Origin of the sequence: Nocardia xishanensis NBRC 101358 (assembly GCF_001613365.1) — a bacterium.
Taxonomy (GTDB): domain Bacteria; phylum Actinomycetota; class Actinomycetes; order Mycobacteriales; family Mycobacteriaceae; genus Nocardia; species Nocardia xishanensis.
In genome coordinates this window covers 138,793-164,039 of the sequence record NZ_BDCF01000016.1, presented here as the reverse complement: position 1 = coordinate 164,039, position 25,247 = coordinate 138,793, and the positions used below count along the sequence as shown (strand labels likewise).

At 67.9% G+C, this 25,247-nt stretch carries 29 protein-coding genes, 1 tRNA gene and 1 pseudogene; 12 read left to right on the top strand and 19 right to left on the bottom strand.

Going from position 1 to position 25,247, the window contains the following annotated elements; genetic code table 11:
- The first annotated feature begins 160 nt into the window (after positions 1 to 160).
- Together NX1_RS15655 and NX1_RS15650 are read left to right on the top strand one after the other, a co-directional pair.
- The gene (locus NX1_RS15655) at positions 161 to 682 is read left to right on the top strand and encodes a helix-turn-helix domain-containing protein (RefSeq protein WP_068059055.1); all 522 of its coding nucleotides are present in this window, start codon (positions 161 to 163) and stop codon (positions 680 to 682) included.
- Positions 682 to 1,251, top strand: a complete 570-nt coding sequence (locus NX1_RS15650) for a PIN domain-containing protein (protein ID WP_068059053.1) — start codon at positions 682 to 684, stop codon at positions 1,249 to 1,251. Before NX1_RS15655 ends, NX1_RS15650 begins: the two co-directional genes overlap by 1 nt.
- A 12-nt stretch (positions 1,252 to 1,263) precedes the next feature.
- Here the strand turns inward: NX1_RS15650 and NX1_RS15645 are convergent, their stop codons facing one another.
- The 3 genes from NX1_RS15645 to NX1_RS15635 all read right to left on the bottom strand — a co-directional run bounded on the left by NX1_RS15645 (position 1,264) and on the right by NX1_RS15635 (position 4,376).
- The gene (locus NX1_RS15645; RefSeq protein ID WP_068059051.1) at positions 1,264 to 2,412 is read right to left on the bottom strand and encodes an acyl-CoA dehydrogenase family protein; all 1,149 of its coding nucleotides are present in this window, start codon (positions 2,410 to 2,412) and stop codon (positions 1,264 to 1,266) included.
- A complete protein-coding gene (locus NX1_RS15640) occupies positions 2,412 to 3,641 on the bottom strand; it encodes an acyl-CoA dehydrogenase family protein (protein WP_068059049.1) in 1,230 nt (409 codons plus the stop codon). The genes NX1_RS15645 and NX1_RS15640 overlap by 1 nt, the downstream gene beginning before the upstream one ends.
- A 198-nt stretch (positions 3,642 to 3,839) precedes the next feature.
- Positions 3,840 to 4,376 (bottom strand): YdcF family protein, encoded by a 537-nt coding sequence (locus NX1_RS15635; protein WP_068059047.1) that lies wholly within the window; start codon positions 4,374 to 4,376, stop codon positions 3,840 to 3,842.
- A 141-nt stretch (positions 4,377 to 4,517) separates the two neighbouring features.
- Between NX1_RS15635 and NX1_RS15630 the strand changes: the two genes are divergently transcribed.
- Positions 4,518 to 5,840 carry a UDP-glucose dehydrogenase family protein gene (locus NX1_RS15630; RefSeq protein ID WP_068059045.1) on the top strand — a complete coding sequence of 441 codons (1,323 nt, stop codon included), beginning with the start codon at positions 4,518 to 4,520 and terminating at the stop codon, positions 5,838 to 5,840.
- 146 nt (positions 5,841 to 5,986) lie between these two features.
- The gene (locus NX1_RS15625; RefSeq protein WP_068059043.1) at positions 5,987 to 7,417 is read left to right on the top strand and encodes a DUF7159 family protein; all 1,431 of its coding nucleotides are present in this window, start codon (positions 5,987 to 5,989) and stop codon (positions 7,415 to 7,417) included.
- Between the two features lie 279 nt (positions 7,418 to 7,696).
- Here NX1_RS15625 and NX1_RS15620 read toward each other — a convergent pair whose 3' ends face one another.
- From NX1_RS15620 to NX1_RS15610, 3 genes are all read right to left on the bottom strand, one after another.
- A complete protein-coding gene (locus tag NX1_RS15620; RefSeq protein WP_068059041.1) occupies positions 7,697 to 8,977 on the bottom strand; it encodes a YibE/F family protein in 1,281 nt (426 codons plus the stop codon).
- A gap of 542 nt (positions 8,978 to 9,519) precedes the next feature.
- Positions 9,520 to 10,776, bottom strand: coding sequence for a pyridoxal phosphate-dependent aminotransferase (locus tag NX1_RS15615; protein WP_068059039.1), 1,257 nt, complete (start codon positions 10,774 to 10,776; stop codon positions 9,520 to 9,522).
- A gap of 35 nt (positions 10,777 to 10,811) precedes the next feature.
- Positions 10,812 to 12,149: a helix-turn-helix domain-containing protein gene (locus tag NX1_RS15610; RefSeq protein ID WP_084501457.1), complete on the bottom strand. Its 1,338-nt coding sequence runs from the start codon at positions 12,147 to 12,149 to the stop codon at positions 10,812 to 10,814.
- 275 nt (positions 12,150 to 12,424) lie between these two features.
- On the opposite strand from NX1_RS15610, the gene NX1_RS15605 reads away from it, so the two are divergent.
- Entirely contained in the window at positions 12,425 to 12,874 is a 450-nt protein-coding gene (locus tag NX1_RS15605) for a hypothetical protein (RefSeq protein WP_068059098.1), read from the top strand.
- Positions 12,875 to 12,983: 109 nt separating this feature from the next.
- Here NX1_RS15605 and dcd read toward each other — a convergent pair whose 3' ends face one another.
- Positions 12,984 to 13,583, bottom strand: a complete 600-nt coding sequence (gene dcd / locus NX1_RS15600; RefSeq protein ID WP_068059034.1) for a dCTP deaminase — start codon at positions 13,581 to 13,583, stop codon at positions 12,984 to 12,986.
- Positions 13,584 to 13,703: 120 nt separating this feature from the next.
- On the opposite strand from dcd, the gene NX1_RS15595 reads away from it, so the two are divergent.
- A complete protein-coding gene (locus NX1_RS15595) occupies positions 13,704 to 14,354 on the top strand; it encodes a phosphatase PAP2 family protein (RefSeq protein ID WP_157119766.1) in 651 nt (216 codons plus the stop codon).
- An 85-nt stretch (positions 14,355 to 14,439) separates the two neighbouring features.
- Here the strand turns inward: NX1_RS15595 and NX1_RS15590 are convergent, their stop codons facing one another.
- On the bottom strand, positions 14,440 to 15,120 hold the full coding sequence (locus tag NX1_RS15590) for a TetR/AcrR family transcriptional regulator C-terminal domain-containing protein (RefSeq protein WP_245668519.1): 681 nt from the start codon (positions 15,118 to 15,120) through the stop codon (positions 14,440 to 14,442).
- Positions 15,121 to 15,189: 69 nt separating this feature from the next.
- Between NX1_RS15590 and NX1_RS15585 the strand changes: the two genes are divergently transcribed.
- The 3 genes from NX1_RS15585 to NX1_RS15575 all read left to right on the top strand — a co-directional run bounded on the left by NX1_RS15585 (position 15,190) and on the right by NX1_RS15575 (position 18,105).
- Positions 15,190 to 16,668 carry an FAD-dependent monooxygenase gene (locus tag NX1_RS15585; protein ID WP_068059032.1) on the top strand — a complete coding sequence of 493 codons (1,479 nt, stop codon included), beginning with the start codon at positions 15,190 to 15,192 and terminating at the stop codon, positions 16,666 to 16,668.
- Between the two features lie 112 nt (positions 16,669 to 16,780).
- A tRNA-Gly gene (locus tag NX1_RS15580) sits at positions 16,781 to 16,851 on the top strand.
- Positions 16,852 to 17,556: 705 nt separating this feature from the next.
- On the top strand, positions 17,557 to 18,105 hold the full coding sequence (locus NX1_RS15575; RefSeq protein ID WP_068059031.1) for an MmpS family transport accessory protein: 549 nt from the start codon (positions 17,557 to 17,559) through the stop codon (positions 18,103 to 18,105).
- Positions 18,106 to 18,344: 239 nt separating this feature from the next.
- Here NX1_RS15575 and NX1_RS15570 read toward each other — a convergent pair whose 3' ends face one another.
- The 3 genes from NX1_RS15570 to NX1_RS15560 are packed head-to-tail and all read right to left on the bottom strand — an operon-like array spanning position 18,345 to position 20,144.
- Positions 18,345 to 19,184 (bottom strand): helix-turn-helix domain-containing protein, encoded by an 840-nt coding sequence (locus tag NX1_RS15570; RefSeq protein WP_068059029.1) that lies wholly within the window; start codon positions 19,182 to 19,184, stop codon positions 18,345 to 18,347.
- Entirely contained in the window at positions 19,181 to 19,705 is a 525-nt protein-coding gene (locus tag NX1_RS15565) for a DUF6879 family protein (RefSeq protein ID WP_068059026.1), read from the bottom strand. Before NX1_RS15565 ends, NX1_RS15570 begins: the two co-directional genes overlap by 4 nt.
- Positions 19,683 to 20,144, bottom strand: coding sequence for a hypothetical protein (locus tag NX1_RS15560; RefSeq protein ID WP_245668518.1), 462 nt, complete (start codon positions 20,142 to 20,144; stop codon positions 19,683 to 19,685). The genes NX1_RS15565 and NX1_RS15560 overlap by 23 nt, the downstream gene beginning before the upstream one ends.
- Before the next feature lie 92 nt (positions 20,145 to 20,236).
- On the opposite strand from NX1_RS15560, the gene NX1_RS15555 reads away from it, so the two are divergent.
- Positions 20,237 to 20,491: a hypothetical protein gene (locus tag NX1_RS15555; protein ID WP_068059024.1), complete on the top strand. Its 255-nt coding sequence runs from the start codon at positions 20,237 to 20,239 to the stop codon at positions 20,489 to 20,491.
- A 21-nt stretch (positions 20,492 to 20,512) separates the two neighbouring features.
- Here the strand turns inward: NX1_RS15555 and NX1_RS15550 are convergent, their stop codons facing one another.
- The 4 genes and pseudogenes from NX1_RS15550 to NX1_RS35420 form a co-directional block, all read right to left on the bottom strand.
- A complete protein-coding gene (locus NX1_RS15550) occupies positions 20,513 to 21,037 on the bottom strand; it encodes a flavin reductase family protein (protein ID WP_068059022.1) in 525 nt (174 codons plus the stop codon).
- Positions 21,030 to 21,569, bottom strand: coding sequence for an NADPH-dependent FMN reductase (locus NX1_RS15545; RefSeq protein WP_068059020.1), 540 nt, complete (start codon positions 21,567 to 21,569; stop codon positions 21,030 to 21,032). Before NX1_RS15545 ends, NX1_RS15550 begins: the two co-directional genes overlap by 8 nt.
- A 30-nt stretch (positions 21,570 to 21,599) precedes the next feature.
- On the bottom strand, positions 21,600 to 21,857 hold the full coding sequence (locus NX1_RS15540; RefSeq protein WP_068059019.1) for an acyl-CoA dehydrogenase family protein: 258 nt from the start codon (positions 21,855 to 21,857) through the stop codon (positions 21,600 to 21,602).
- 265 nt (positions 21,858 to 22,122) lie between these two features.
- Positions 22,123 to 22,323: pseudogene (locus NX1_RS35420) on the bottom strand (50S ribosomal protein L11 methyltransferase); the annotation flags it as partial.
- A gap of 54 nt (positions 22,324 to 22,377) precedes the next feature.
- Here NX1_RS35420 and NX1_RS15535 point away from each other — a divergent pair.
- Positions 22,378 to 22,680: a DUF1905 domain-containing protein gene (locus NX1_RS15535; RefSeq protein ID WP_068059017.1), complete on the top strand. Its 303-nt coding sequence runs from the start codon at positions 22,378 to 22,380 to the stop codon at positions 22,678 to 22,680.
- Between the two features lie 56 nt (positions 22,681 to 22,736).
- Here NX1_RS15535 and NX1_RS15530 read toward each other — a convergent pair whose 3' ends face one another.
- The 3 genes from NX1_RS15530 to NX1_RS15520 all read right to left on the bottom strand — a co-directional run bounded on the left by NX1_RS15530 (position 22,737) and on the right by NX1_RS15520 (position 23,693).
- The gene (locus NX1_RS15530; RefSeq protein ID WP_157119765.1) at positions 22,737 to 23,120 is read right to left on the bottom strand and encodes a hypothetical protein; all 384 of its coding nucleotides are present in this window, start codon (positions 23,118 to 23,120) and stop codon (positions 22,737 to 22,739) included.
- A 65-nt stretch (positions 23,121 to 23,185) separates the two neighbouring features.
- Positions 23,186 to 23,482, bottom strand: a complete 297-nt coding sequence (locus NX1_RS15525; RefSeq protein WP_068059013.1) for a hypothetical protein — start codon at positions 23,480 to 23,482, stop codon at positions 23,186 to 23,188.
- Positions 23,469 to 23,693 (bottom strand): hypothetical protein, encoded by a 225-nt coding sequence (locus NX1_RS15520; protein WP_068059011.1) that lies wholly within the window; start codon positions 23,691 to 23,693, stop codon positions 23,469 to 23,471. The genes NX1_RS15525 and NX1_RS15520 overlap by 14 nt, the downstream gene beginning before the upstream one ends.
- A 98-nt stretch (positions 23,694 to 23,791) precedes the next feature.
- Between NX1_RS15520 and NX1_RS15515 the strand changes: the two genes are divergently transcribed.
- Entirely contained in the window at positions 23,792 to 24,583 is a 792-nt protein-coding gene (locus NX1_RS15515) for an alpha/beta fold hydrolase (RefSeq protein ID WP_068059009.1), read from the top strand.
- Positions 24,584 to 24,603: 20 nt separating this feature from the next.
- Here NX1_RS15515 and NX1_RS15510 read toward each other — a convergent pair whose 3' ends face one another.
- Positions 24,604 to 25,245: a TetR/AcrR family transcriptional regulator gene (locus NX1_RS15510; protein ID WP_068059007.1), complete on the bottom strand. Its 642-nt coding sequence runs from the start codon at positions 25,243 to 25,245 to the stop codon at positions 24,604 to 24,606.
- Positions 25,246 to 25,247 lie beyond the last annotated feature (2 nt).

The following is a 25,247-nucleotide window of genomic DNA, read 5'->3' as shown; positions in this document are numbered from 1 at the left end:
ACAGGCGCGAAGGCCCCCGGCCGCAAGAACTGACGCGGCCCCCAACTGAACACAAAGCTCGGCCCGGGTTCGATCAGAACCCGGGCCGAGCTGTTTTCGAGCAGGTGCTAGGCGAAAAATTCGAAACCGGTTACGCTTCCTTCGGAAGGAGGCCAAACAGATGACGTCCGAAGCCCTGCTGCAGCACACCTACCTGCCCGAGCCGAGCGAGGAACTCGCCCCTGTCGTGAGCTTCCTCGCTGCCCACGAATCGCGTCGCGGTGACCGCATCCGCCCCCGCTATCTACTGGTCGGCGCGGATGAGCACGACCAGGTCGAGGTTCCCGAATCGGTGCACCGCGTCTTGGTCCAGGTCGTCGCAGCGCTTCGCGAGGGCAAGGCCGTGACCGTCGCGCCGCAGAGCATGACGCTGACCACTCAACAGGCCGCCGACCTGCTCGGCGTCAGTCGGCCCACCGTGGTGCGTCTGATCGATGCGAACGAGATCCCGGCGGAGCGAACCGGGTCCCGCCGCCGCGTCCTGCTGACCGATGTCCTCGCCTACCGGGACGAGCGCCGAAGGCGGCAGTACGAAGCGCTCGCCGCCAGCTCGGTCGAACTCGACGACGATGACGATCCGGATGCCGTGCGCGCGCAGCTACGCGAGATTCGCGAGGAGGTCGCGCGAAGACGGCGCGGCTGATGTTCGGCGCGGTGCTGGACACCTGCGTCCTCTGGCCGAGCCTGCAGCGCGACTTCCTCCTTTCGCTGGCCGTGGAGAATTTCTACCGGCCGCTCTGGAACGATGCCATCCTCACCGAACTGGAGCTCCATGAGGAGCGCAAGCTCGTCCGCCGCGGCATGGATCCGCAAACCGCGCAGCGGCGAGCGTCCGGTCTCATCGCGGTGATGACGCGCGCCTTCGACGACGCGTTGGTGCACGGGTGGGAACCGCTCGAAGGTTCGTTCGGTCTGCCCGATCCGGATGACGAACACGTCGTCGCGGCGGCGGTAGTCAGCAATGCGGGAGCACTGGTCACAGAGAACTTGCGCCATTTCCCGTCGCATTCGATGCCGAGGGGCTTGCATGTCGTCGGCGCCGCCGAGTTTGCCGCAAACACTTGCGCCGTGGATCCAGTCCGCGCTCTCGCTGCCGTTCGGCAGATTTCTTCGCGTCACCGGGACCCAGCGCAAACCGCCGAGCAACTGCTCGACCTCCTCGCTACCCGCTACAAGATGCACGAAGCCGTCGAACTGATGCTCGGCGCATGATCCGAACCGCGACTACGGCCTGGTCAACTGCGCGTACCGGGCGCGGTGGTAGTCGGTGGTGCCGAATTCGCGCTCCAGGGCGGTGAGGCGTTTGAAGTAGTGGCCGATGGCGAGTTCTTCGGTCATGCCCATGGCGCCGTGGAGTTGGACGGCGTTCTGGCCGATGAAGCGGGCGGCGCGGCCGACGGTGACCTTGGCGGCGGAGAGGGCGCGGGCGCGGTCGGCCGGGGCGGCGGAGAGGGCGTGGGCGGCGAGGTGAGATGCCGCGATGGCCTGCTCGAGTTCCATATACATGTCGACCATGCGGTGTTGCAGCGCCTGGAAACTGCCGATGGGCACGCCGAATTGCTGGCGTTGCTTGGCGTATTCGACGGTGTCGGCGAGCACTTTTCGCAGACAACCGACCGCTTCGGCGCAGATCGCGGCGATCGCCGCGTCCACGGTGGGTTCGATGACGTCCCAGGCCGCGCCCTCAGCCCCGAGCAACGCGTCGGCGGGGAGCCGGAATTCGGTGAGGACGAGGTCGGCTCCGACGCGGTCGTCGATGGTGCGGTAGGCGTGCACCTCGACCCCGGCGGGCGGGTTCGCCGCGTCGAATTCGGTGAGGAACAGAGAGATTCCGTCCCGATCGCGCCGCTCGTCCGAGGTGCGGGCGGTGATGAGCAGGTGGGTCGCGAGCGGCGCACTGGTCACCACGCACTTCGCGCCGTCGATCACCCATGAATCGCCGTCGCGCCGTGCCACGGTGCTCACGTCGTGCAGCGTCGGTCCGGACGTCGGTTCCAGCGACGCGAACGCGGTGCGGACGTCGCCCGCGACTATGCCGCGCAGCACCTCGTCGGCGCGCGAACCACCCGACCGTTCCAGCAGACCGGCACCGACGACGACGGTGTCGACGAACGGCTCGACCACCAGCGCCCGCCCCAATTCCTCGGCGATGACCATCAATTCGATGACGCCACCGCCCATCCCGTCGACCCGCTCGGGCAGCGTCGCGCCGAGAATGCCTAGTTCGTCGGCGAATCCGCGCCAGACGGCGGGCTGCCAGCCCTGCGCCGATTTGGCGGCGGCCCTGCTCTTCTCCAGCTCGTAGCGGGCGCCGAGGAATCCGGCGACCGCGTCGCGCAGCAGCTGCTGCTCCTCGGTGAGTGTGAAGTCCATCAGAGCCCCAATGCTGCCTTGGCGAGGATGTTTCGCTGAATTTCGTTGCTGCCCGCGTAGATCGATCCGGCGCGGTCGTTGAAGTAACGCAGTGGCGCGACGGCCTGCCAGTCCGCGCCGCTGCGGTAATCGTCTGCTGGCGCGGAGAATTCGGCTATCGGCCCGCCCGGCGCTGTGGCGTGCGGCTGGTAGACGCGCCCGATCGGACCCGCCGCGTCCAGCGCTAGTTCGGTGAGCTGCTGGCTGAGTTCGGTCGCCAGGATCTTCAGCATCGAGGACGCCGGACCCGGGTCCTTGCCCTGGGCCATCGCCGAAATCGTCCGGTACTCGAGCACTTCCAGCACCTCGGTGCGAATTCGCGCGTCGGCCAATCGCATAGCGAAGCTCGGGTCGTCGATCAGCGGTTTGCCGTCCGGGCCCGGCTGCCGCGCCGCGGCTTCGGCCAGCTCTTGGCCCATGACCTGCAACATCGGCGCCGCCGCGCCGCCGCGTTCGTGCACGAGCAGGTACTTCGCGACCGTCCAGCCGTCATCGATGCGGCCGAGCGCATTGCTCTTCGGCACCCGCACGTTGTCGAAGAACACCTGGTTCTGTACCTGCTCGCCGGAGGTCATCACCAGCGGACGAATCTCGATGCCCGGGGTGGCCATGTCGATGAGCAGGAAGGTGATGCCCTGCTGCTTCTTGCCTGTGCGTGAGGTGCGCACGAGGCAGAAGATCCAGTTCGCCTCGGTGGCGTGGGTGGTCCAGATCTTGCTTCCGGTGCAGACGAACTCGTCACCGTCGTCGACGGCCGACATGCTGAGCGAGGCCAGGTCCGAGCCCGCTTCCGGTTCCGAATAGCCCTGGCAGAAAAAGATCTCACCTGTCAGGATGCGCGGCAGATAGAAGGCCTTCTGCTCCGGCGTGCCGAACGCGATGATCGCAGGCGCGACCATCCTGATTCCCATCGGCGAAAGCGTCGGCGCGCCCGCGAGCGTCGATTCCCTGCTGAAGATGTAGTGCTGGGTCAGGCTCCAGCCGCACCCGCCGTGCTCCACCGGCCAGTGCGGCGCGGCCCAGCCGCGCTCGTGCAGAATCCGCTGCCACTCCATGCTGGCCTCGTGGTCCGGATACACGCTCGTCGCCAGCCGCCCCGCCCGCCGCAACTCCGGCGTCAGCTTCGCGTCCAGGAACCCCCGCACCTCGTTCCGAAAGGCCAGATCGGCCGCTGACCAGTCGTAATCCATCTGTCCTCCCGGCGGGGGTATGCCACGGTGCACCACTATTGGCCACAGGCCAACACGCCCCCAATGTAAGCCCACCCACCTCCCGAAATCAAACTGAAGCAACCCGCCCACAGTTGCCCGCACGTGAAGGTTCCGCGGACCCTCGAACACCCTTCACAAGGGTCATGACCGTGTGGAATGTCCGTGGCAGCTCGACGTTCAGCAGTCTTCGAAGACGGCCTTCGCATACCCCGCCGATTGGTAGACGTAGTCGTACGCCCAGCGGGCGATGGAGAGGTCTGGTTCGGGGTCGGCGAACAAAAGTTCTCCGTCCCAGCACTTTCCGAGGATGTAGCGGGCGCGGGAGACGTGCGGGGTGAAGGTGACGACGATGACGCGGCGCCACCCTTCGGCGCGCGCCCTGCGGGCCAGTTCGCGCCCCTCGCCTCGGGTGGTGCGCGGCGACGGGTCGAAGCAGATGACTTCGAAGCGGTAACCGCCGTGACAGATGCGGTTCATGGTCGCGCTGTACTCGTACGGGTCGGAGAGGAGCACCCGCGGCGCGTAGCCCGCCGCGGCCAGGCGCAGGCCGAGCTGCTCGCGACCGTCGCGCGCGCCGCCGAGAACCAGGATCGCGTCGGCCGTCGCGGGCGGGTCGGTGCGGGGCCGGACGTAGACCGGCCAGAGCGCGACCACCACGAGGACGAGCACCGCGGCAAAGCCGATCACGGCACGGGTCACCGAACGTCGTCGCACGACTTCCGATGGTATGCGGGCACCACATCACCGCAGGTCACCGCCGCCGACCGGGGGCTGTTTCCACCTGTACACCTGCTGTTGCCGTGACCCTTGCCTCACTGACGCGGCGCGGCCATCGTCGGGGCTTACCAATCGATCATGCGATGCACAGTCTTCGGAACCGGGTACCTGGGGGCCACGCACGCCGCGTGCATGGCCGAGCTCGGCCACGACGTGATCGGGGTGGACGTCGATCCGGGCAAGGTGGCGAAGCTGTCCGACGGCGTGGTGCCGTTCTACGAGCCCGGCCTCGACGAGGTGCTTCGCCGGAATCTGGACGCGGGCAGGCTGCGCTTCACCACCTCCTATCCGGAGGCCGCCGCCCACGCCGATGTGCATTTCCTCGGCGTCGGCACGCCACAGAAGAAAGGCGAGTACGCCGCGGACCTGAAATATGTTCACGCGGTGGTGGATACGCTCGCGCCGATGCTCGAGCGCCCTTCGGTGCTCGTCGGCAAGTCGACGGTTCCCGTTGGCACGGCCACGGCGCTGGGCGAGCGGGCGCGGAAGCTGGCGGGCGCCGAGGTCGAGGTGGCGTGGAATCCGGAGTTCCTACGGGAGGGTTTCGCTGTGCAGGACACGCTGCGCCCCGACCGCTTGGTGCTCGGCGTGGATCGCTCTCGCGAAAACGCCGACTGGGTCGAGAATTCGGTGCGCGAGATCTACGCCGATCTCATCGCGGCGGAAGTCCCCTTCCTGCTGACCGATTTGGCTACAGCGGAATTGGTGAAGGTATCCGCGAATGCCTTTCTCGCGACCAAGATCTCGTTCATCAACGCGGTCTCGGAGGTGTGCGAGGCGACCGGCGCCGACGTCACCGTGCTCGCCGACGCGCTCGGCTACGACGCGCGCATCGGCCGCCGATTCCTCAACGCGGGCTTGGGTTTCGGCGGTGGATGTCTGCCCAAGGACATCCGCGCCTTCATGGCGCGCTCCGGTGAGCTGGGCGCCGACCATGCCGTCGCGTTCCTGCGCGAGGTCGACAACATCAACATGCGGCGTCGCACCAAGGTGGTCGACATGGCGGCCAAGGCGTGCGGCGGCTCGCTGCTCGGGGCCAATGTCGCGGTGCTCGGCGCGGCCTTCAAACCCGAGTCCGACGACGTGCGCGATTCCCCCGCCTTGAACGTCGCGGGCATGATTCAGTTGCACGGCGCCGTGGTGACGGTATACGACCCGAAGGCGCTGGAGAATTCGCGCCGGGTCTTCCCCACCCTCAACTACGCGACCTCGGTGGCCGAGGCGTGCGACCGCGCCGACATGGTGCTCGTCCTGACGGAATGGGACGAGTTCACCGCGCTGCGTCCCGAAGACCTCGATCGAGTGGTGCGCGGCAGGTCGATCATCGACGGCCGCAACTGTCTCAATCGTGCCACCTGGAGAGCGGCGGGATGGGTGTACGCCGGACTCGGCACACCGTAGAGTTGCCTGACGAGGCCGCGCTCGACCACCCGGTCCTGCCTGCCTCGTGTGCGACTGAGCGCCGCCGGTAGGGTCCCGGGAGCGGGTCGCGTCATTGGCGACGCGATCTCGCTTTGTCGTGAAGCGTGAAACGAGATGGGCAACTGATGAGTTCGGTACTGGGGGTTTCGGTGGGGGCCGGCGCTGTCCGTATGGCGCGACCACACACCGGAAATCCCCCCGGTCATGTCACACCCGATGCCTTCGAGCTGCAGACCATCCCGGTCACCGAGCACCGCGCGGAGGAACTGACCGCCGAGGCGGTCGGCGTCACCCTCGCGACCCATCAGATCGGCGCCACCGCGATCGCGTATCGCAGCGAACAGCAGGCCAGAGGGGTGCGCGCCGCGATGGCGCGCCAGCAGGTCACCAACTACGAGCTGGTGCCCGAGATCTTCGCCGCGCTCGAATTCGCCCAGGCCACCGGCGATATCCGCGGCATCTCCTCGCTTGTCGTCTACGACCTCGGCAGCACCGGGCTCTCGGTCAGCGTGGTCGACACCCAGACCAGGGAGGTCAGGCACAGCGAGCGCACCAGCGACATCAGCGGCGACTACCTGGATTCGCTCATCCGCGAACAGCAGATCGCCTCGGGCCGTATCGCGCACCCGCAGGACCCGGCGGGCCTTGCCGCGCTGGACGCGCTGTGCCGCGAGGCCAAGGAACAGCTGTCCAGCAATACCGCGGTCGCGCTGCCGAGCGAGCAGGGCCTGGTGCTGTTGGCGCAGGAGAACTTCGAATCGCTGATCATGCTGGCCATCGAGTCGTCGGCGCGGATGGCCCGCGATGTGATCGTGCGCTCGGACCGCCCGGTGCACGGCGTGCTCGCGATCGGCGGCTGCGCGCGGATTCCGCTGATCGGCAAGGTGCTCGAGCGCTGGATGGGCGTGCCGGTGATCGTGCCGGAAAGCCCCGAGACGGTGATCGCGCGCGGCGCAGCGCTGCTCGCAAGGCCGGTCCGCCCGGCCCCGGTCGCTCATCCCGGTCCGGTTCCGAACCAGGCACCTACGGGCGGCTATGGCGACGAGGATCTCTCGCCCGCTTGGCTCTCCGCGCCGCCCAAGCGCCGCCCGAAGCGACCGAAGGTCGATGCGCAGCCGGACGAATTCGACGATATCGACGGTCTCGCGCCTGACTGGCTGGCCGCCAATCCGCGCCGCCGCGAGAAGCGCGAATTGAACGGCGCAGTGCTGACCGTCAGCGCACTGACCGTGGTCGCCGCGATCGGCCTCGGCCTCGGCTACGGACCGCAAGTGCTGGAACGGGATTCGCACAGCAGCGAGGGCTCGCCGTCGGTCTCGCAGACCGGCTTGCCGCGCACCACCACTCTCGATCCGCAGATCGCGGTGGCGCCTGCCACCACGACGGAGACCGAGCAGTCGGTCGCCGCGCCGCCGCCGCGCAGGCAGACGACCACCGAGCCGCCGTCGCCCACCCAAGGCCCGAACACCTTTACTGTTGTCCCCGGTCTCCCGCCGATCGTGGTGCCGACGATCCCGCCCGAGGTCTTCCCCTTCCCGCCGCCGCCGCCACGCTGAACGACCCTGAACCGCGCGCGTACCGTCCGCGCCGCGGTTCAGGCGTTCCGCGCGGCGCAGGCATTCCCGCGGCGCAGGCATTCCCGCGCCACCGAACGGCGGGCGAGCAGGAGCGCGAGCCGGTGACCAACGGCACCGAGAGGGCCTGCGGCGACACCGCCGGTTCCGCCGAAGTCAGGCCGTACATGCCGACCCGCCGAGACCAGACCCGGCCGCACGCACGCCATCCTCACCGGGCGCGGATATCACCACCGCGCCCCCGACGAGCGGCATCGCCCGTCAACCGCGCGAGTGCCGCCCATGCCGAGGCGCGGGCGCCGGGGTGTTCTTGCCGCCGAACGGCCTGGCGAGCAGCACCGCGATGCCCGTGGTCAACGGCACCGAGAGGGCGAGCGCGATACCACCGACCGCCGACCGCGCGATCTCGATGGCGACCGCGTCACCGGCGAGCACGTCGCGAATCGAACGCCCCGCCACGCTGAACAGCAGCAGCAACGGCAGCGCGCCACCCGCGTAGGCGAGCACCAGCGTGTAGACGGTGCTGGCGATGTGGTCCCGGCCGACTCGCATGGTCGCGGCGAAAACCTGTCGGCGCGAGGCGGATTCGTCCAGCGCGGCCAGCTCGAAGGCGGTCGAGGCCTGGGTGATCGTGACGTCGTTGAGCACACCGAGCGAACCGATGATGAAGCCGGCGAGCAGCAGACCGGTGATGCTGACGTGCTCGAGGTAGGTGGCGACGTTGGTGTTCTGCTCCTCGGAAAGGCCGGTGAGCTGGGTCATCTCGATCGCCAGCCAGGAGAGCACCGCGGCGAGCAGCATCGATGTCAGCGTGCCGAGCAGCGCCGAGCTGGTGCGGAGGTTCACGCCGTGCGCCAGATACAGCACGGCGTAGAGGATCAGCGATCCTGACACCAGCGCGACCGGGATCGCCGGCTTGCCGTCCAGCAGCGCGGGCAACAGGAACGCCACCAGCACCGCGAACGCGAACCCGAGTCCGAGCAGCGCGCGTAGGCCGCGCCAGCGCGCCACCGCGATGATCACCACGACGAAGGCGATCACGATCAGGGTCAGCGGCATCCCGCGCGCGTAGTCCTCGAAGGAGTACAGCGGCGTGCCGTTCGGGTCGGTCTGGCGCACCAGCCGGATCTCGTCGCCGGCGCGCAGATCAGGTTGTCCTGGGCCAGGCGCGATTTCGAGCAGTGTCTTGTTGCCCTGGTGCGGACCGGATTCGATGGTGATCAGGCTGCGCTGACAGGTGTATGCGTTGGTGCGCGGCGGCTCCGGCTTGTCGGCGAACACCTTGCCGATGGAGGGACTGCCGCACGGCCCGACGTCTTGCGCGACGACCGTGCCCGCCTCGGTCTCCACCGCGCCGCCGCCCGCGTTCTGCATCGGCAGCGGGATCTCCACGTGCTGGCTGCTCGGCCACAGCGCGATGGCGGCGACGACGGTGAGCACCCCGATGACGGTGAGCAGCCCGACCACGACGCGCGCCGCGGTGGCGCCGATCGCGATCGGGCCGGAGTGGTCGTGGTGGTGGTGATGATGGTGGTCGGTCACCGGGCTCCTACTTGTCCGTCGTGGCCCCGGGCGCCCGTGCCTGACGACAGGAGCGGCTGACCCGAGACAGCTGCGCGGTGCCGAGCTTAAAGGATGTCGTTTTCAAGATCAGTACGCCAACCACCACCGGCACACAACTGAACATCGAGAACGTAACAACTGATCTCGCAAGAACCCGGGTAACTCACCGGGTACGGGCTGACTCGACCCAACACACCGACCGCCAGCCGCCCACGCAAATCTCCAAGCACCTGAGTCTGGCCTGAGTCGCGGAGAGGCGGTTCGGAGGGGGCGGCGGAGAGCAGGGGGATGTCTCCGCCGCCCGCAGGCCGGCGGCCCAGGGGGGTAGGCGGCCGAACCCGAGGCCAGGTTGCCCAGGGGGGGTAGGCAACCCGACCGGGCACTCGAGGTGCCAAGAGCCACTGTACACAAAAGTTGCACTTTTGCGCTAGCGGGTCTTCAAAACTCGCCCCTATCCGTACATTCGGTATGTTTCAGGCCCAGAAGCAGGGCGATTACGGCTCAGATGCCCGCGACGCACGTCACTGTCGGTAGCTCGCCAAGAAATTGCCGAAGCGCTCGATCGCGACCGCGAGGTCCCTGGCCCACGGCAGCGTGACGATCCGCAGATGGTCGTGATCGGGCCAGTTGAAACCGGTCCCCTGCACCATCAGGATCTTCTCCTGCAACAGCAGATCCAGGACGAGTTTCGAATCGTCGTAGATCTCGTACACATTCGGGTCCAGCCGCGGGAACGCGTACAGCGCGCCCTTCGGCTTGACGCAGGACACACCGGGGATCATGTTCAGCCGCTCCCAGGCCACATCGCGCTGTTCGAGCAGCCGCCCGCCGGGCAGGATCAGATCCTCGATGCTCTGGTGCCCGCCGAGCGCGACCTGAATCGCGTGCTGCGCGGGCACATTCGGGCACAGCCGGGAGGAGGCGAGCAGATCGATGCCCTCGAGGAAGCCGGCGGCGTGATCCTTCGGGCCGGTGATGGCCAGCCAGCCCGAGCGGTATCCGGCGACCCGGTAAGCCTTGGACAGACCGTTGAAGGTCAGGCACAGCAGGTCGGGCGCGAGGGTGGCCAGCGAGATGTGCTTGGCATCGTCGTAGAGGATCTTGTCGTAGATCTCGTCGGCGAGCAGCAGCAGTTGGTGCTTGCGAGCCAGGTCGACCAGCTGCTGGAGCACCTCGGCCGAGTAGACCGCGCCGGTCGGATTGTTCGGATTGATCACCAGCAGCGCCTTGGTCTTGCTGGTGATCTTGGCCTCGATGTCAGCGACGTCGGGCTGCCAGCCGTTGGACTCGTCACACAGGTAGTGCACCGGTGTGCCGCCTGCCAGGCTGGTCATCGCCGTCCACAGCGGATAGTCCGGCGCCGGGATCAGCACCTCGTCGCCGTTGTCGAGCAGCGCCTGCATGGTGATGGTGATCAGCTCGGAGACGCCGTTGCCCAGGTAGACGTAGTCCACGTCCAGTTCGGGGAATCCGGGCACCAGCTCGTAGCGGGTCACGATCGCGCGCCGCGCCGACAAGATGCCCTTGGACTCTGAGTAACCCTGGGCATAGGGCAGCGCCGCGATGATGTCGCGCATGATCACGTCGGGCGCCTCGAAACCGAACGGCGCCGGGTTGCCGATGTTCAGCTTGAGGATGCGGTGGCCCTCCGCCTCCAGCCGTGCCGCGTGCGCGTGTACCGGTCCACGAATCTCGTAGACGACGTTCTGCAGTTTCGTGGATTGCTCCAGAACGCGCGGCGGACGGTGGTGGAGATGGCTCGGGCTCACCCGTCCCATGGTGCCATCCCCCCTCAGGGGGTCGATCGATCGCGTCAGGGTGTCGAATTCCCAGGCGGGATGCCCTTGGCGGCGGTCGCGGCGCAGAACTCCTCGATGCGTTCGTCCAGGAAACGGGCCTCGACGGCGTCGCGGAACGCGGGCTTGGCGATCCGCCGGCGCACACCCGCGAGCCGCTCCTCGAGCTGGGCGATGCGCTTGTCCTCGGCCAAGCCGAGCACCGGGTTCAGGGCCTCGGCCGCACCGTCCAGGCTGCCGTTGATCAGATGCGCGGCCGCGCAGTCGACACGCGCCAGCGCCTCGGCGCCGTAGGAGCGCTTCTCGGAGGGGCCGTTGGCGTAGAGATGGATGGCGCGTTCGGTGGCCGTCAGCGCCGGCTCGGCCTGACCGAGATGGATGTATGTGGCGCCCGCGTAGTACTGCGCCTTGGCGTCGGGGAAACCGAAGACGCCGCCGACCTCGTCGTGCAGGTTGTCGGTCGCGGCCACCTCGCGCGCGTCGTCGGCGGCGCGGATGCAGCGATCGGTGTCGGTGGCGCTGCCGATCTTGGACCAGATCCTGGCCTCGATATTGAGCAGCCGCACCTTCGCGGTCGCCGAATCGGCGAACTCCTGCCCGCTCTGTGCCAGTAGCACCGCGCGGCGCGGGCGCTCCGACCAGTATTCGATCAACGCGTGCATGCCGCGGGTCCATGCGCGCAATCCGTTGTGGCCACATAGCTCGGCGTAGGCCCAGGCCGCTCTGACCTGTTCACCCGCCGCGTCGAGGTAGCCGAGGTCGGTGCTCGCGTTCGCGAGCAGGCCGGACAGCGTGCCGGCGAGCAGATAGAGGTGACTGGTGTCGGCAGGCCGCTGATGCCCCTCCAGCAGGCGATACACCCGGCGCCGAACCCGAAGCATCTCCACCATCATCGGAACCGGCGGGATGTGCACGTAATCGTTCGCGATGCGCGTGACATCGGCGTCGAGCTGTTCCAACGTGGTCGCACCCACATTGGTGCTCTCGGCCCGGCCTGCGTGTTCGCTGGCCTCGTGGGCAGCCGCCATGATCAGATCCCTCTCCGAAATTTCTGCTAACGCATCACCTCTCATCGCACCGGCGTCTATGAGAGCAAGAAGGTCCGCGTCGCTCGAATAACTGGCACGCGTCCCCGCAGCGGAACGCACATCGAAACCGGCGGCAGGTCCATCGATCGGCGTTTCACCGATCAGCGCCGCAAACCGTGCCCGCACAACGTCGTCGGACCTGGCAAGCGATGTGTCGAGTGCGGCCTGATTGATGGGGCGCGGATGAACTCGGTTGCCCCCGGCCTCCCATTTGGACACCAGGCGTTCGTGAACGCCGAGATGCGCCGCGAATTCCCGGATGCTCATCCGCTTGGCATCGCGAAGGGCGCGGGTCTCTTTCCCTGACCAGTGCCGGACCACGATGTCATCCCTTCCGCACGAACCTTCATCCAGGGTACGAGGGCTTTGTGGCTACGGCCACAGATAATTCCCTGTTGCTATGGGCTTTTCGCGCCTCGGCATCCGCGCGAGCGGCTGCTACCGGCCAAAGGCAGCGGATTGGCAGTGAAAGGCGGGCATGGGGGCGATGCCGCGTCGCGGTCGTTGGCCCGAATCTGGTAGCAGGAGGCAAGGAGTTGGCCGTGAACGTGGAGAAACTCAGGACAGTCGAGGATTGGGTGTCCTTCTACCGGCACGAGTTCGGGCTACCCGTCACCGAGCGTGGCGGTTTCGTGATGCTGCCCATCAGCGGCCGGGTCTGTGTCGTTCACCTTCCGACGGCTCGGGCCGAAAAGGTCAGGGCGGCACTGGAACAGCAGGGAACGAGGGGTCCCATGCTGGCCAGGCAGATCCGCTGGAGCTTCCTGGCCGAGCCGGACAGCCGTCCCGGCGCACAGGTACTGGAGGTGCTGAATCGTCTCGATATCGGGATACCTGCCATAGGCAGTGCAGTGATGTTGCCGACGGGGCTCGGCCGATGGACCCGGGAAGGGTGCTTCTGGGTCACTCCGCCGAGCCGCGGCGACACGCTCCCTCCGCTATCCGCCGTGGTGACGACGGCGCTTGCGGTGGGAGCGGGCGGCGGGGACTGAATGCGTCGTCGGTCCCCGTCGCCGACGGTGCGGCCGAATCCGCCCCTATTTCCTGGCAGTCGGCGGGGCGGATTCGGTCGTGGGTCCTCTTGCGCCCCAGACGAATCGGCTATCGCGATTCGGCGGCGTCGACCACATCGGCGGACAGCGGGAAGTTCAGGTAGGAGCGTGAAGGCGTAGGTCCGCGCTGGCCTTGATATTTGGAACCCGCGACGGCGCTGCCATATGGATGCTCGGCGGGGCTGGTCAACCGGAGCAGGCACAGCTGGCCGATCTTCATCCCCGGCCACAAGGTGATCGGCAGGTTCGCGACGTTCGACAGCTCCAGCGTGATGTGACCACTGAAGCCGGGGTCGATGAAGCCCGCGGTCGAATGCGTGAGCAGGCCCAAACGGCCGAGACTCGACTTGCCTTCCAACCGCCCGGCCAGATCGTCGGGCAGCGTGCACACCTCCAGCGTCGAGCCGAGCACGAACTCGCCGGGATGCAGCACGAACGGCTCGCCCGGCGCGGGCTCGACCAGGCTGGTCAGCTCGTCCTGGCGTTGCGCGGGATCGATGTGGGTGTAGCGGGTGTTGTCGAAGACGCGGAACATCCGGTCCAGGCGAACGTCGATACTCGACGGCTGGATCAGGCTCTCCAGCAACGGCTCGACCCCGAGACGCCCAGCGGCGATCTCCGCGCGGAGGTCACGATCGGAAAGCAGCACGGCACGAGCGTAGCGTCCGGCGAATCGGGTCGTTCGGCCGCACGGGGAAGGGCCGCATCGGCGACGCGCTCTTCGCCGGTCTTCAGTTAATTCTCAGCGGCAGCGGGCAACCTGGGACCAGTGACCTCGAAACCCCGCAGGACGGTGCCAACGGTCCCGACGCTCGCCGCGCTCGGCGTACTCCTCGCGGCGTTCATCACCGTGCTGACCCGCAATGTTCTCGACAGCACCGGGTTGGCCACGATGGACCCCGAGGTCTCCGGGTGGGCGGTCGAGAACCGCAACGGAGTGCTCACACCCGCCGCGCACATGGTCAGCAACTGCGGGGACACCCTGTGCATGACGATCCTCACCACGCTCGTCTGCGTGGCGCTGCTGAGCGTGCGCGACCGGAGGCGCGCCGCGCTCGTCGCCGTGACCGCCCTCGGCGCCGGTCTCATCATCGCGATCGCGAAACGACTGGTCGGCCGGGAACGCCCGCCGGTGGCCGATCGACTCGCGGTGGAGAACAGCCTGTCGTATCCGTCCGGGCACAGCACCGGCACCTTCGTGGTCGTCGGGATCGTGGCCATCGTGCTCATCCCCATGCTCCGGCGGGCGATCGCCAGAGCGGCCGCGGCGCTGATCGCCGTCCTGTTCGTCGCCGCGGTCGGCGCATCCCGCGTCTATCTGGGCGTGCACTGGCCCACCGACGTGCTCGCGGGCTGGTCCATCGGAGCGCTGTGGATACTGCTGTGCCTGGCCGTCTTCCACTACCCGACCTGGCGTTGAACCGCTGCGAGGCGTGTGGGTTGTCTGCGTCAAGCCCATCGGCGGTCGCGCGACGCGTGCGTTCCGCGGTCATGCTGGGGCGTGGTCAGTCGGCGGGTGCGGATTCATTCCGTCCGGCGGCATCGATGCCCGCGAGGATGACGTGCAACCCGTCGGTGAACTCGGCGTCGGTGTCGCCGGAGAAGACGTCGGTCACCAGTTGGGCGGTCAGGGGGTAGCGCTCGGCGTCGACGAGGGTTGCGAGGCGTTCGGGGAGGTACGGGTTGTGGTCGCCGTACTCGCCGCCGAAGCGCGCCTGCTCCTCGATGACGAAGCCGACGGTGTAGTGCAGCAGGATCGGGAAGACCCGGGCCGCTCGGGTTTTCGAGAAACCCGCGTCCTCCAGCGTGCGCAGCGTCAATTCGACTGTGCGAAACATCGCTTCGTCGCTGACGTAGGTGCCCGCCACCACTTTCGCCCCGTCCCGATAACCGAGCATCGCCCGCCGCAACCTGCTCGCCAGCGCGATGAGCCAGTCTCGCCAGTCCTCGTCGCGTCGCGGCGCCTCGACGCCGTCGACCGCGGAGACGAAGACAGCCCGCGCCATGGCGTCGAGTAACTCGCGCTTGTTCGCGATGTGCCAGTACAACGCGGGGGCTTGCACGTTCAGCGCCGCGGCCACTTTGCGCATGGTCAGGCCGTCGAGCCCGACCTCGTCCAGCAGTGCGAGCGCGGCCCCCGCGATGACTTGGGCGTCCAGCTTGGTCTGACCGGATTTGTTCGACACCTTGACAGCTTAACAACGTTCCTGCTCTCCTTAACGCAGTTAAGGATTTAACGTTGTTAAGGAGACGTTATGGACACGACCGATGTGGTGATCGCGGGTGCCGGGCCGACCGGCCTGATGCTGGCGTGCGAACTGCGCGCCCTCGGCCTCGCGGTCGCCGTGCTCGACGCGCTGCCGGCGCGGACCGGCGAATCAAGGGCGGGCGGCATCCACGCCAGGACCATGGAGGTCCTCGACCAGCGTGGCCTGCTCGACGGGATGCTCGCGCAGGGCGACCCGCGACAGGTCGGGCACTTCGCCGGGATTCCGGTGAATTTCAGCGATTACGCGACGCGCTACCCGTTCACACTCGTCATCCCGCAGTCGCTCATCGAACGCGAACTCGAAAGCCGCGCAGCCGAACTCGGCGTCACGGTGCAATGGGACGCACCAGTCGCCGGCTATCGGCAGGACGCGTACGGCGTCGAGATCGAGATCGGCGGCTCGAACGGAATCCGTCGCATGCGTGCCGCGTATCTGGTCGGCTGCGACGGCGGGCGCAGCGCGGTCCGCAAGCTCGCCGGGATCGATTTCGCCGGCACCGACGCGACGATGACCGGCATGCTGGCCGATGTGGAGCTGGCCGACCCGCCCGCCGAACAATTCTTCGGTCATCGCCGTGGGGTGGGCGACTTCTCCGCGGTGCAGCTACAACCCGGCTGGTACCGGCTCGTCGTCCAGCGGCACGACCTGGTCCTCGAGCGCGGCGCGACGGTCAGCTTCGACGACTTCCGCGCCAACTTCACCGAGATCGCGGGCACCGACCTCGGCATGCACAGCCCTCGCTGGGTGTCGCACTACGGCGACGCGGCGCGGCACGCCGACCGGTACCGCGCCGGACGCGTGTTCCTCGCCGGCGACGCCGCCCACATCCACTACCCCGCGGGCGGACAGGGTCTCAACCTGGGCGTGCAGGACGCCGTGAACCTGGGCTGGAAACTCGCGGCCGCGCTGCGCGACGGCGCCGACGACGATCTGCTCGACACTTACGAGTCCGAACGCCGCCCGGTCGCCGCCCGTGTCCTGCACAACACCCGCGCGCAGACCGCACTCTCCCGCCCCGGGCCGCACACCGACGCCCTGCGCGACATCATGGGCGACCTGATCACCCTGGACGACGTCCGCCATCGCATCGGCCTCATGATCACCGCCCTCGACATCGACTACGACACCGCCTCCGACCACCCGCTCGCTGGACGCCGCATCCCGGACGCAGACCTCGTTACCGCCGACGGACCCACCCGAATCCACGAACTGCTCCGCCCTGCTCGCCCCATCTTCCTCCGCCTCGACGACACGTCGCCGACCCCCGAAAGCAACGGCCACTTCGACACAGTCCTCGCCAGCAGCCAGGCCAACCACTGGCCGGTACCCGGTGTCGGCGACATCCCCCGTCCCGCCGCCCTCCTGATCCGTCCCGACGGCTACACCGCGTGGGCGACCGACGACCCGACCGCCGCCCTCCCTGACACCTTCGGCAACTGGCTCACCCCGACCGCCACCCACTGACCGACCCGTCCGGGCGGCGCCTGGCCGCCCACAGACGGAGCCGACGAGGCAGTGGGGAAGTTGACCGGCCCAGGGCCCGGTCTGATAGAGTCGCGGACGCGTCTACGCGCAGGCCGATGTAGTTCAATGGTAGAACTTCTGCTTCCCAAGCAGACAGCGCGGGTTCGATTCCCGTCATCGGCTCCGGAAGGTAAAGAAGGCCCTGACCAGCATGTTGCCCGGTCAGGGCCTTTGTTTATCCCCGGGTGTAGCCGAACGTGTAGCCGACCCCCCGACCCTTCGTTGCCGCGGCCACGGGCGGTCGAGCATGAGCATCAACCGCACCCGCCAGGCACGGCGCATGGGCATAGCTGCTCACCGAACACGCCTGCACCCCAGTCAATCTCGACTACCACGACAGCATCCACATCCGCGGCCGCGCGTGGCACCTCCACTGGACCGACGGGTCGACCTGGCGTCAGATGCTCGCTCCCGCAGCAGCGCTCGCCGCCGAGGTGCCGGGCGTCGACGTGACTCAGCTGCACCCCGCTCGGGGCGCAACACCACTTTTGCGGAGGCTATCCCGCCGATCCCAGCACCGACCGGATCACTACGCCCGTGTGAACGGCAACGCGCACGACAACTGGAACGAGCGAGCCGAACCGTGACGACGACGGGCAGGACGGAGCCGACCGACGAGGCAGCTGTAGCCGTGTCGATACACGAAATGCGCCCGACCCCACACGGGGCCGGGCGCTTCTGTGTAGCGGTGGTGGCCAGTTAACGCCGGTGCCGCCGAAGAGGATTCGACCGAGCTCGCCTCGATTGCGCACCTTTCCCATTCGGTAACACTTCAAACCGAGACGGCGATCACATCGCGACATCCAACCTCGACAGCAGGGGGAAACCTTGACCACACCGCAGTACCCGCAACAGCCCTACGGTTACCAGCCCGGCCTTCCTCCCCAGCCGCCCAAAAAGAGCAACACGAAATGGATCGTGCTTGGGACCGTCGCCGTCGTCCTGCTCTGCGGGTTCGGCGGGTGCATCGCCGTCCTCGGCAAGGCGGGCGAGGAAGTGAGCAAGTCCATCGACGCCGCGGCGAGTTCCATCCAGTCGGCCGCGCCGGAAGCGCCTGCGCCCGCGTCGATCCCGCCCCTCGTTCCCGGCAAGTCGACCGGCAAGGGCAAGAACATCACCTACGAGATCGTGTCGGACGACGAGCTGAGCTCGGTGACCTACTACGACAGCAACAGCGAATTGCAGCAGGAGACCAGCGCCACCGCGCCGTGGTCGAAGTCGCTCACGAACTCGTCCACAGTGGCGCTCATCGGATTGGGCGCCCAAACGAACGGGTCCTCGGTGACGTGTCGAATCATCGTGGACGGCAAGGTGGCCGACGAGAAGACCTCGACCGGCAAGTACGCGGTCGTCAACTGCACCGCTGCCGCGTTCTGACAAACCCTGGACACACGAAACGCGCCCCCGCCGAATCGGCCGGGGCGCGGTCGCTTCCGGTCGAGCTACAGACCGTAGGCGCGTCGAACACGGCGGCTCAGGTGATGTGCACCCAGGCCCCTACTGAACCGAGCTGGGCGGCCCGCGCCGAGCTCGTCGCTTTCAGCCGGAGTCCGCTGTCGATCCCCACGCCGCGGGGTGATCCGCACCTTCCGTCCGAGTCGGCGCCGAAGACATCATCACCCGCTGCGCGCCTCCAGCGCCCGACCGATCAGCGCGCGGGCGCCATCGCCGTAGACCGCCTGCCCGGCGAGCACCGTGAACATCCTCTCGTACAACGTGATCTCGCGGGGTTGGGTGACCGCCAGCTCGGCGCTGATCGTCTCGACCTGGACGAGCCTGTTGTCGAAGATGGCGAACCCGTTCGTCGCGGGCGCGGCGTACGAGGAGGCGGCGGGGATGATGCCGAACGCGATGCTCGGCAAGGTCATGACGTTGAGCAGGCGATCGAGCTGGCCGTACATCACCTTGTCGTCGCCGACAGTGGTGTGCAGCACCTGTTCGGCCACAACGAAATTGAAGCGGCGCCGCCCGCGGTAGAGCACATGCTGCCGCTCGATGCGCGCAGCGACGCCCTCCTCGAGGTCGTCGGGAACGTCGTAGAACGAGATCACCTTGCGCAGGATGCCCTCGGCGTAGGCCGGAGTCTGCAACAACCCGGGGAAGACGTAAGGCTCGTACCATCGCATCGAGTTCGTCTCGGACTCGAGGCGCACACGCGCCTTCTGAGGACGGCGCATGCCGGTACCGAGGATGCGCCGCCATTCGAGGTAGGCGGCCTCGATGTTGCGCAGCGTGGCGACGAGGTCGGCGAGATGGTCGCCGTTGCCGGTGTGCTCGCACCATGCGCGTAGATCGATCTCCGATGGCGACTGCTTGCCGTGCTCGATACGCGACACCTTGGACTCGTGCCAGCCCCCGAGCTCGGCGAGGCGGCGCGCGGTCAGGTCCGCGTCGCGGCGAAGCTCCCGGAGCCGCAGTCCGAGAGCCTCCCGGGCCTCGTGAACGGAGCTCGTCACCGCTGACCGGCCACCGCGTACTCGGCGTGCGGAACGGCGCGCTGCCACACGATATTCCACACCGCGCGGCACCGGTCGACGATCTGCCAATCGCCGGTCACGGCGAGACCCGCCCATCGCCCGTCCGGCTCGAACAGGGTGAACGCGGCACGGTCGTCGAGCAGCCACCAGTCATCGGCGGTGAGGTCATCGGGCGAGACGAGATGTCGCGGTAGGTAGCGGACCTCCTCGCCCGCGGCGATATTGACCCGCGACACTTCCAGGGTCCACCGCTGGTAGTCGACGTGCGGCACGGTAACGACGCGCGCCCGCCGCACCGCGACGCCGCGGCCGGTGGTCTCCCGGATCAGCGCCGCCCAATCGCCCATCCACGCGTAATCGTCCGGCTCGCCCGCGAGGAACCGAGCGAAAGGCTCCGACTCCTCGGGAGTCTCGTAGGTGTCCTGGACCTCGAGATGCAGGGCCTCACGCTTGCATTCGCCCAGCGCGGCGGCGAACTCAGCGGCCGTGATCAACAGCACCGTAGAAAGTCCTCTCTCGCTTCGGTACCTCGATGGCGGTCTCGTCGATGGCCAAGCTCATGTGCGCCAGCGCCTCTGGGTCGACGAGCGGCTCGCCCGACACGGTGAACGTGCCGCGGCCGGTGTCCGCCATCGTCGCGCCGACAAAGGTGTCGGCCTCGGCGAAACCGAGTAGCGAGTGTGGGATCTCCACCGTCGCCTCGTCGTTGGTCCGCCAACCCTGCACGACATAGGTGTCGCGGTCGGTCGCGTACAACGTCGGGCATCCACCCTGGTTCGATCCGCACTTGCCCAGGAACCTCAATCGCATCGTGCTGTCCCTTCCAGCAGTGTGCGACGGCTTGCGCACTTCCCCCAATAGTCCATCAGCCAGGGCATTTTCGTCACTCTTTGAAGACAGGCGCGCAAGTTCGCGCAAGTTTGTGGATGCGCGTGCCACTCCGTTCGTACTGTCCTTTACAGCACTCGATGCCGGGCCGATCGGCCCGGACCCCCGCGCCGGCCGACGAGCGACCACATCATCGGCGTCGGATGCTCCCGAATACGCTGACGCGGAAGGCCACCGCGATGGAGGTCATGATGTCCTGTTTCGACGACGCGGTGCTGATCGACCACCTCAGCTGCGACAACACCGCTTACCCCGCATCGAGCCTGCGCGCCGCGCACCGGACGATGCAGGTTCACCTCGAATGCCTGGTCGGCCAATGCCCGGCGAAATCTGCCGCGCACCGCGCTCTCGAAGAGGCGGGGCGCCTGACGCCCGATTCGGGCAGACAGAGACACTGACGGGGTTAGGCGCCGCGACGGTCAGCTCGCCACGTCGGCTATCTCACTGGGTTCCGCGTGCAGGCGGCGGAAACGGCTGCCGTGGAAGACGAGTGGGTCGATGTCGTGGCGGGTGGCCAGGCGGTGGATGCGGAGGATGACGACGAGGTGATCGCCCGCGGGAACCTCGGCCTCGGGGACACCCTCGATCCAGGCGGACGCGCCGTGGATGAAGACGGCACCGCCGGTGCCCCGGTGCAGTTCGCTGGCGCGGAAGCGATCGCCGTCGCGGGCGCCGAGCGCGCGGGCGGCATCGGTTTGGCCGGTGCCGAGCAGGCTCAGGCCGAGGTGGGTCGCACTCGCCAAGCGCGGCCAGGTCGACGAGCTGTTCTGCACACAGAAGGAGACCAGCGGCGGGTCGAGGGAGACGGGCACGAAGGTGCTCACCGCGAGCCCGTGCGGCGCGCCGTCCACCTCGGCGCATACCGCGACGACGCCGCTGGGGAAGTTGGCGAAGGCACGGCGCAATCCCGTTCCGCCGGCGGGTGTTTCGAAGAGGTCATGCATGCTCCACCGCCTTGCTCGCGTTCACAGGGGAATCGACGCCGGATCGACCCAGCGCTTGCGCCACGTGCCGCCACCGATCGGCGTACGCGCCGATCACCCCGTCCTCGGCAAAGGTCCGATCGGCCAGGTACAGACCGGGCAGCGCCGCGGTCGCACCGAGTTCCGCCAGCACGGGCTTGAGCAGCAGGTCGGGGGCCAGCGCGTGCGCCGGTCCTGCGCCGAGCATCACCGGGACGGCCAGCACTCCCGCCAAACCCGTTCCGCCGTCGAATTGTTCGAGAAAGAGCTTGAGCAGCCCGGTGTAGGTCGCCTTGAAAGTCGGGCTGGCGAACACCACCAGCTCGGACTCCGCCACGGTTCGTACGGCCTCCGCCACCGCCGGGTCACCCCAGCTGAGCAGCGCGGGCCCATAGGTGGCGAGCTCGAGCACGGCGGGTTCGACGTCGGGCCGCAGACCGCGGGCCACCAGGGTGCCCGCGGCCCGCGTGCGCGACGCCGGTTTCGGATTGCCGACCACGACGGTGACTGTCACTGCTGTGTCCTTCCTTTCGCTGTTTACCTGTCAGATGACGTCAGCGACCGCCGGCGTCCGCACCACGTCGGCCACCACGCTCGGCGGCAGGTCCGCGCCGCCGAACTCGGCCGGGATCGTGATGGCGAGCAACCCGCTCGCGGACAGCCGCGCGATCTCGGCGTGCGGAAGCACCCCGTCACGGTCGCGCTGCGACGCCCGCACGGCGAACTCTTCCGCGAGCCGGGTGGCGACCGAGGACGCCTGGGCGGCGGACGCGATGCGATCGGCGGCGACCAGAGTGATCACCGCACCGCCGCGACCGGTCCGCGGGTGGCCTCCAGTGCTCGCACCAGCGGAGGGACTTTCGCGCCGAAGTAACTCCATCCGCTCCGTCGTCATGGCCGCTCCGTGCTGTCCTGAAATCCGTGTCGGGTAGCCGGGCGCGGCTGCTGGCGCACCCGGCTATCCCCAGTGCAACACCGGCCAGGAACCGAAACGAGGGTTTGAATCTGCGCGATCGCATCGCGAGACGAGCGGGCACGGGCGCCGGTTCGTCGCCTCGAGAACGGATTACTCGCCGCATATTCTCCCGCGCGCACCGCACCGCGCGGGGGTTCATCTCGGTCGCTCGCACTTCTCTCGCGCCGCGCCGGGCGAGAACGGCAGCAAGCACCCCAGTGCCGGTGCCGATGTCGAACACGACGGGGTGATCGGCGCCTGCGGGAAAGGGCGCATGGGCAACGAGATCGATGTACTCGTCGCGGGTGGGAGCGACCCGAGTGGTCCGCGAGGGCGACTTGTCGGTGCCCGGCACTAAGGTCGGCGCGTGGCTGGTTCGCGGTATTCGTTCACGGCGCGGGTGTGGGAGCACTCCGGTGAAGGCGCGTGGCATTTCGTGTCGCTGCCCGAGGAGATCGCCGACGACATCGAGGAGCGCTACGGGCACCGGTCAGGCGGGTTCGGAGCGGTCCGCGTGCACGTCAGGATCGGCGCGAGCAGCTGGTCCACCGCGCTGTTTCCGGACAAGAAGCGCGCCACCTATGTGCTGCCGGTGAAGAAGCCGGTCCGGGTCGCCGAGAATCTCGTCGCGGGTTCGGATGCCGAGATCGATCTGACGATCGCGCTCTGAGCGTCGATCGGGCGCATCACGCGCCGCGAATCGGAGTCTGCGGCGACCCGACGGAGTCAGAAGATGCACTCCTGCACCATCCGCCGGGTGGCAGCGCCGACCCGCGTCTGGTCTTCGGCGCTCAACCCGAGCAAGACAGGGTCGACCGGACCCGACAGATTCGCACCGAGAATCCTGCGCAATCCATCCTGAGAGATCTTCTCCTCCAGATAGATTCGCGCGACGCACTCCGATTGATTCGGCGGAAGTCCTTTGCCGGCCAGCACAGTGACGATATCGGCCTGGCTCAAATCCCCTGCGGGCAGTGCGACGGTGCCGGTCGTCGTCTTCGTGGTCGACGCCGCGACAGTGGTCGACGGGCCGGACTCCGCGCTCGAATCGTCTCCGCACCCCCCGAGCAGCGGCACGGCGATACACAGCACCGCGATCGTTCTTCTCATCCGAATCCCCTCGCTTCCAACGGTTCCCGTACGACCGGGACCGTACCCGCAGCGAGGCGTCCGCGTCACAAGTCCATCGCGGCGCGCAACGCGGTGTCCAACCGCTCCAGCACCTCGGATTCCATGTCATCGATGCGTTCGGCGAGCCAGCCGCGATAGATGCGGCCGATATTGCCCGCGTGCACCCAGCCGCGCCCCGGCACCTGGACCGCGAGGATGTCCTGCGGATCCTGGTCGAGCAGTTCGGCGGCGATCAGCCACTGACGCGGCGATTCGTTGATGCCGTCACTGCTGATGAGCACGACGGTGCGACGCCGAGGCGAACCGTGCGGGTGATAGCTCCACAGTTCACCCCTGCGCACGCATCGCCTCCTCGGCGGCGGCCAGCTCCGCCTCGTCGGCCGCGGCCTCGGCCGCCACATCGGTCATCGGACCGACGCCCGTGCGCACCGCTTCCCGGCGCGCGGCCTTGGATATCCACGCCGACGGCGACATACCGGCCCGTGCCGCCGCCTGTTCCGCGAACGACCAGGCCGCCTCGTCCAGCGAGAGAGTGACCTTACGCGTTGCCATACCATTTATCGTACCCGCGAGCGAGCAGTCTGCCAGCGGGAATGCAGATGCGCTGATACTATTGGCGCACCGCCAACAGATCGGATCCGAGGACGAGCATGACGACGTGGAACCATCATCGGGTCGGCGCGGGCGAACCGCTGGTGCTGGTGCACGGAGTCGGTAGCCGTTGGCAGATCTGGGAGCCGATCATCGACGAACTGGCCGCATCCTTCGAGGTGATCGCCGTCGATCTGCCCGGCTTCGGCGGCTCGGATCCGCTGCCGCACACGTCCGTCGACGAACTCACCGACGCGCTCGCCGACTGGCTCGCTGCCGAAGGCATCGAACGCCCGCACCTCGGCGGCAATTCGATGGGCGGATTGATAGCTCTGAAACTGGGCGCGCGCGGGCTGGCTCGCTCGGTCACCGCGTACTCGCCCATCGGGTTCTGGGACACCGCAGGCCGGGTGTGGTGTCAGCAGTCGCTCGGCAAGTCGGTCGCCCTGGCTCGCAACTTGCGTCCGCTGTTGCCGACGATCCTCGGCACCGCGGCGGGCCGAACCACATTCCTGTACCTGATCTTCGGCAAACCGTGGGCGGTGGACGCGCAGTTCGCGATCGGCACCGCCGAGGGAGCGATCGACGCGACCGGATTCGAGGAAGCGCTGGCCTCCTTCGCCGACGCGCGACTGTCCGAGATCGGCGCGCTCGCCGACATTCCCGTCACCGTCGCCTGGGGCAGTCGTGACGTGCTGCTCACCTACGCCACCCAGCACCGCAAGGCCCGCGCGGCACTGCCCAACGCCCGCCACGTCACCCTGCACGGCAGCGGGCACTCGCCGTTTCCGGACGACCCCGAGGGGTGCGCCGGGTTGCTGCTCGACCAGCTGGATCCGAGCCGCCGGTAGGAGGCTGGACCGGGCCGGACTCACAAAGGCCGAGGCTCGAGCAACGTATCGGCCGCGGCCGTGCCCAGCAGCACCCGGACCGCATTCCCCCAACGCTGCTGGAGGATTCGGTTCCGCTCCACGTTTCCGGTCAGCAACGCCCGCATGGCGAGCCCGGTCATGATCTCGATGGTGAACTCGGCGATCGTCGGCACCCGGGGATCGTCGGGGAACTCGGCGCGGAAGATGTCCCGAATGCTGGTGTGCATCAGCTCGAAGAGGCGTTGCTCCAGCGGCAGGAAGGCGGCGCGCAGCTCGTGATCGGTGCGCGCGCCGACCCAGATCTCCAGCGCGGCTAGGAAAGACGACCCGCTGAACATGCGCATGGTGAGGTCGACCGCGGTCGCCAGCCGGTCGGCGCCGTCCGGGATCGCCGCGAATTCCGTTGTCAGCTGCTCCAATCGGCGCGCGGCCAGATGCTCTACTGCCCCGGCGAGCAGATCCGGTTTGGTCGGGAAATGGTGCTGCAACGTGCCGCGCGGAACGCCTGCGCGATTCTGCACCTCGAGCGTCGTCGTCCCGGCGTAGCCGACCTCGACCAGGCTCTCGATCGCCGCGTCCAGGAGCCGCGTGCGCATTCGCGCGCGGCGCTGCGCCTGCGTCTCCCGGACGCGTTCCGGCATCG

What these genes read in the sequence shown, in the direction of transcription:
- NX1_RS15655 (WP_068059055.1), top strand. Translation starts at nt 161, where the DNA reads ATGACGTCCGAAGCCCTGCTGCAGCACACCTACCTGCCCGAGCCGAGC.
- NX1_RS15650 (WP_068059053.1), top strand. Translation starts at nt 682, where the DNA reads ATGTTCGGCGCGGTGCTGGACACCTGCGTCCTCTGGCCGAGCCTGCAG.
- NX1_RS15645 (WP_068059051.1), bottom strand. Translation starts at nt 2,412, where the DNA reads ATGGACTTCACACTCACCGAGGAGCAGCAGCTGCTGCGCGACGCGGTC.
- NX1_RS15640 (WP_068059049.1), bottom strand. Translation starts at nt 3,641, where the DNA reads ATGGATTACGACTGGTCAGCGGCCGATCTGGCCTTTCGGAACGAGGTG.
- NX1_RS15630 (WP_068059045.1), top strand. Translation starts at nt 4,518, where the DNA reads ATGCGATGCACAGTCTTCGGAACCGGGTACCTGGGGGCCACGCACGCC.
- NX1_RS15625 (WP_068059043.1), top strand. Translation starts at nt 5,987, where the DNA reads ATGAGTTCGGTACTGGGGGTTTCGGTGGGGGCCGGCGCTGTCCGTATG.
- NX1_RS15615 (WP_068059039.1), bottom strand. Translation starts at nt 10,776, where the DNA reads ATGGGACGGGTGAGCCCGAGCCATCTCCACCACCGTCCGCCGCGCGTT.
- NX1_RS15610 (WP_084501457.1), bottom strand. Translation starts at nt 12,149, where the DNA reads ATGAGCATCCGGGAATTCGCGGCGCATCTCGGCGTTCACGAACGCCTG.
- NX1_RS15585 (WP_068059032.1), top strand. Translation starts at nt 15,190, where the DNA reads ATGGACACGACCGATGTGGTGATCGCGGGTGCCGGGCCGACCGGCCTG.
- NX1_RS15555 (WP_068059024.1), top strand. Translation starts at nt 20,237, where the DNA reads ATGCTCCCGAATACGCTGACGCGGAAGGCCACCGCGATGGAGGTCATG.
- NX1_RS15550 (WP_068059022.1), bottom strand. Translation starts at nt 21,037, where the DNA reads ATGCATGACCTCTTCGAAACACCCGCCGGCGGAACGGGATTGCGCCGT.
- NX1_RS15530 (WP_157119765.1), bottom strand. Translation starts at nt 23,120, where the DNA reads ATGAGAAGAACGATCGCGGTGCTGTGTATCGCCGTGCCGCTGCTCGGG.
- NX1_RS15520 (WP_068059011.1), bottom strand. Translation starts at nt 23,693, where the DNA reads ATGGCAACGCGTAAGGTCACTCTCTCGCTGGACGAGGCGGCCTGGTCG.
- NX1_RS15515 (WP_068059009.1), top strand. Translation starts at nt 23,792, where the DNA reads ATGACGACGTGGAACCATCATCGGGTCGGCGCGGGCGAACCGCTGGTG.
- NX1_RS15510 (WP_068059007.1), bottom strand. Translation starts at nt 25,245, where the DNA reads ATGCCGGAACGCGTCCGGGAGACGCAGGCGCAGCGCCGCGCGCGAATG.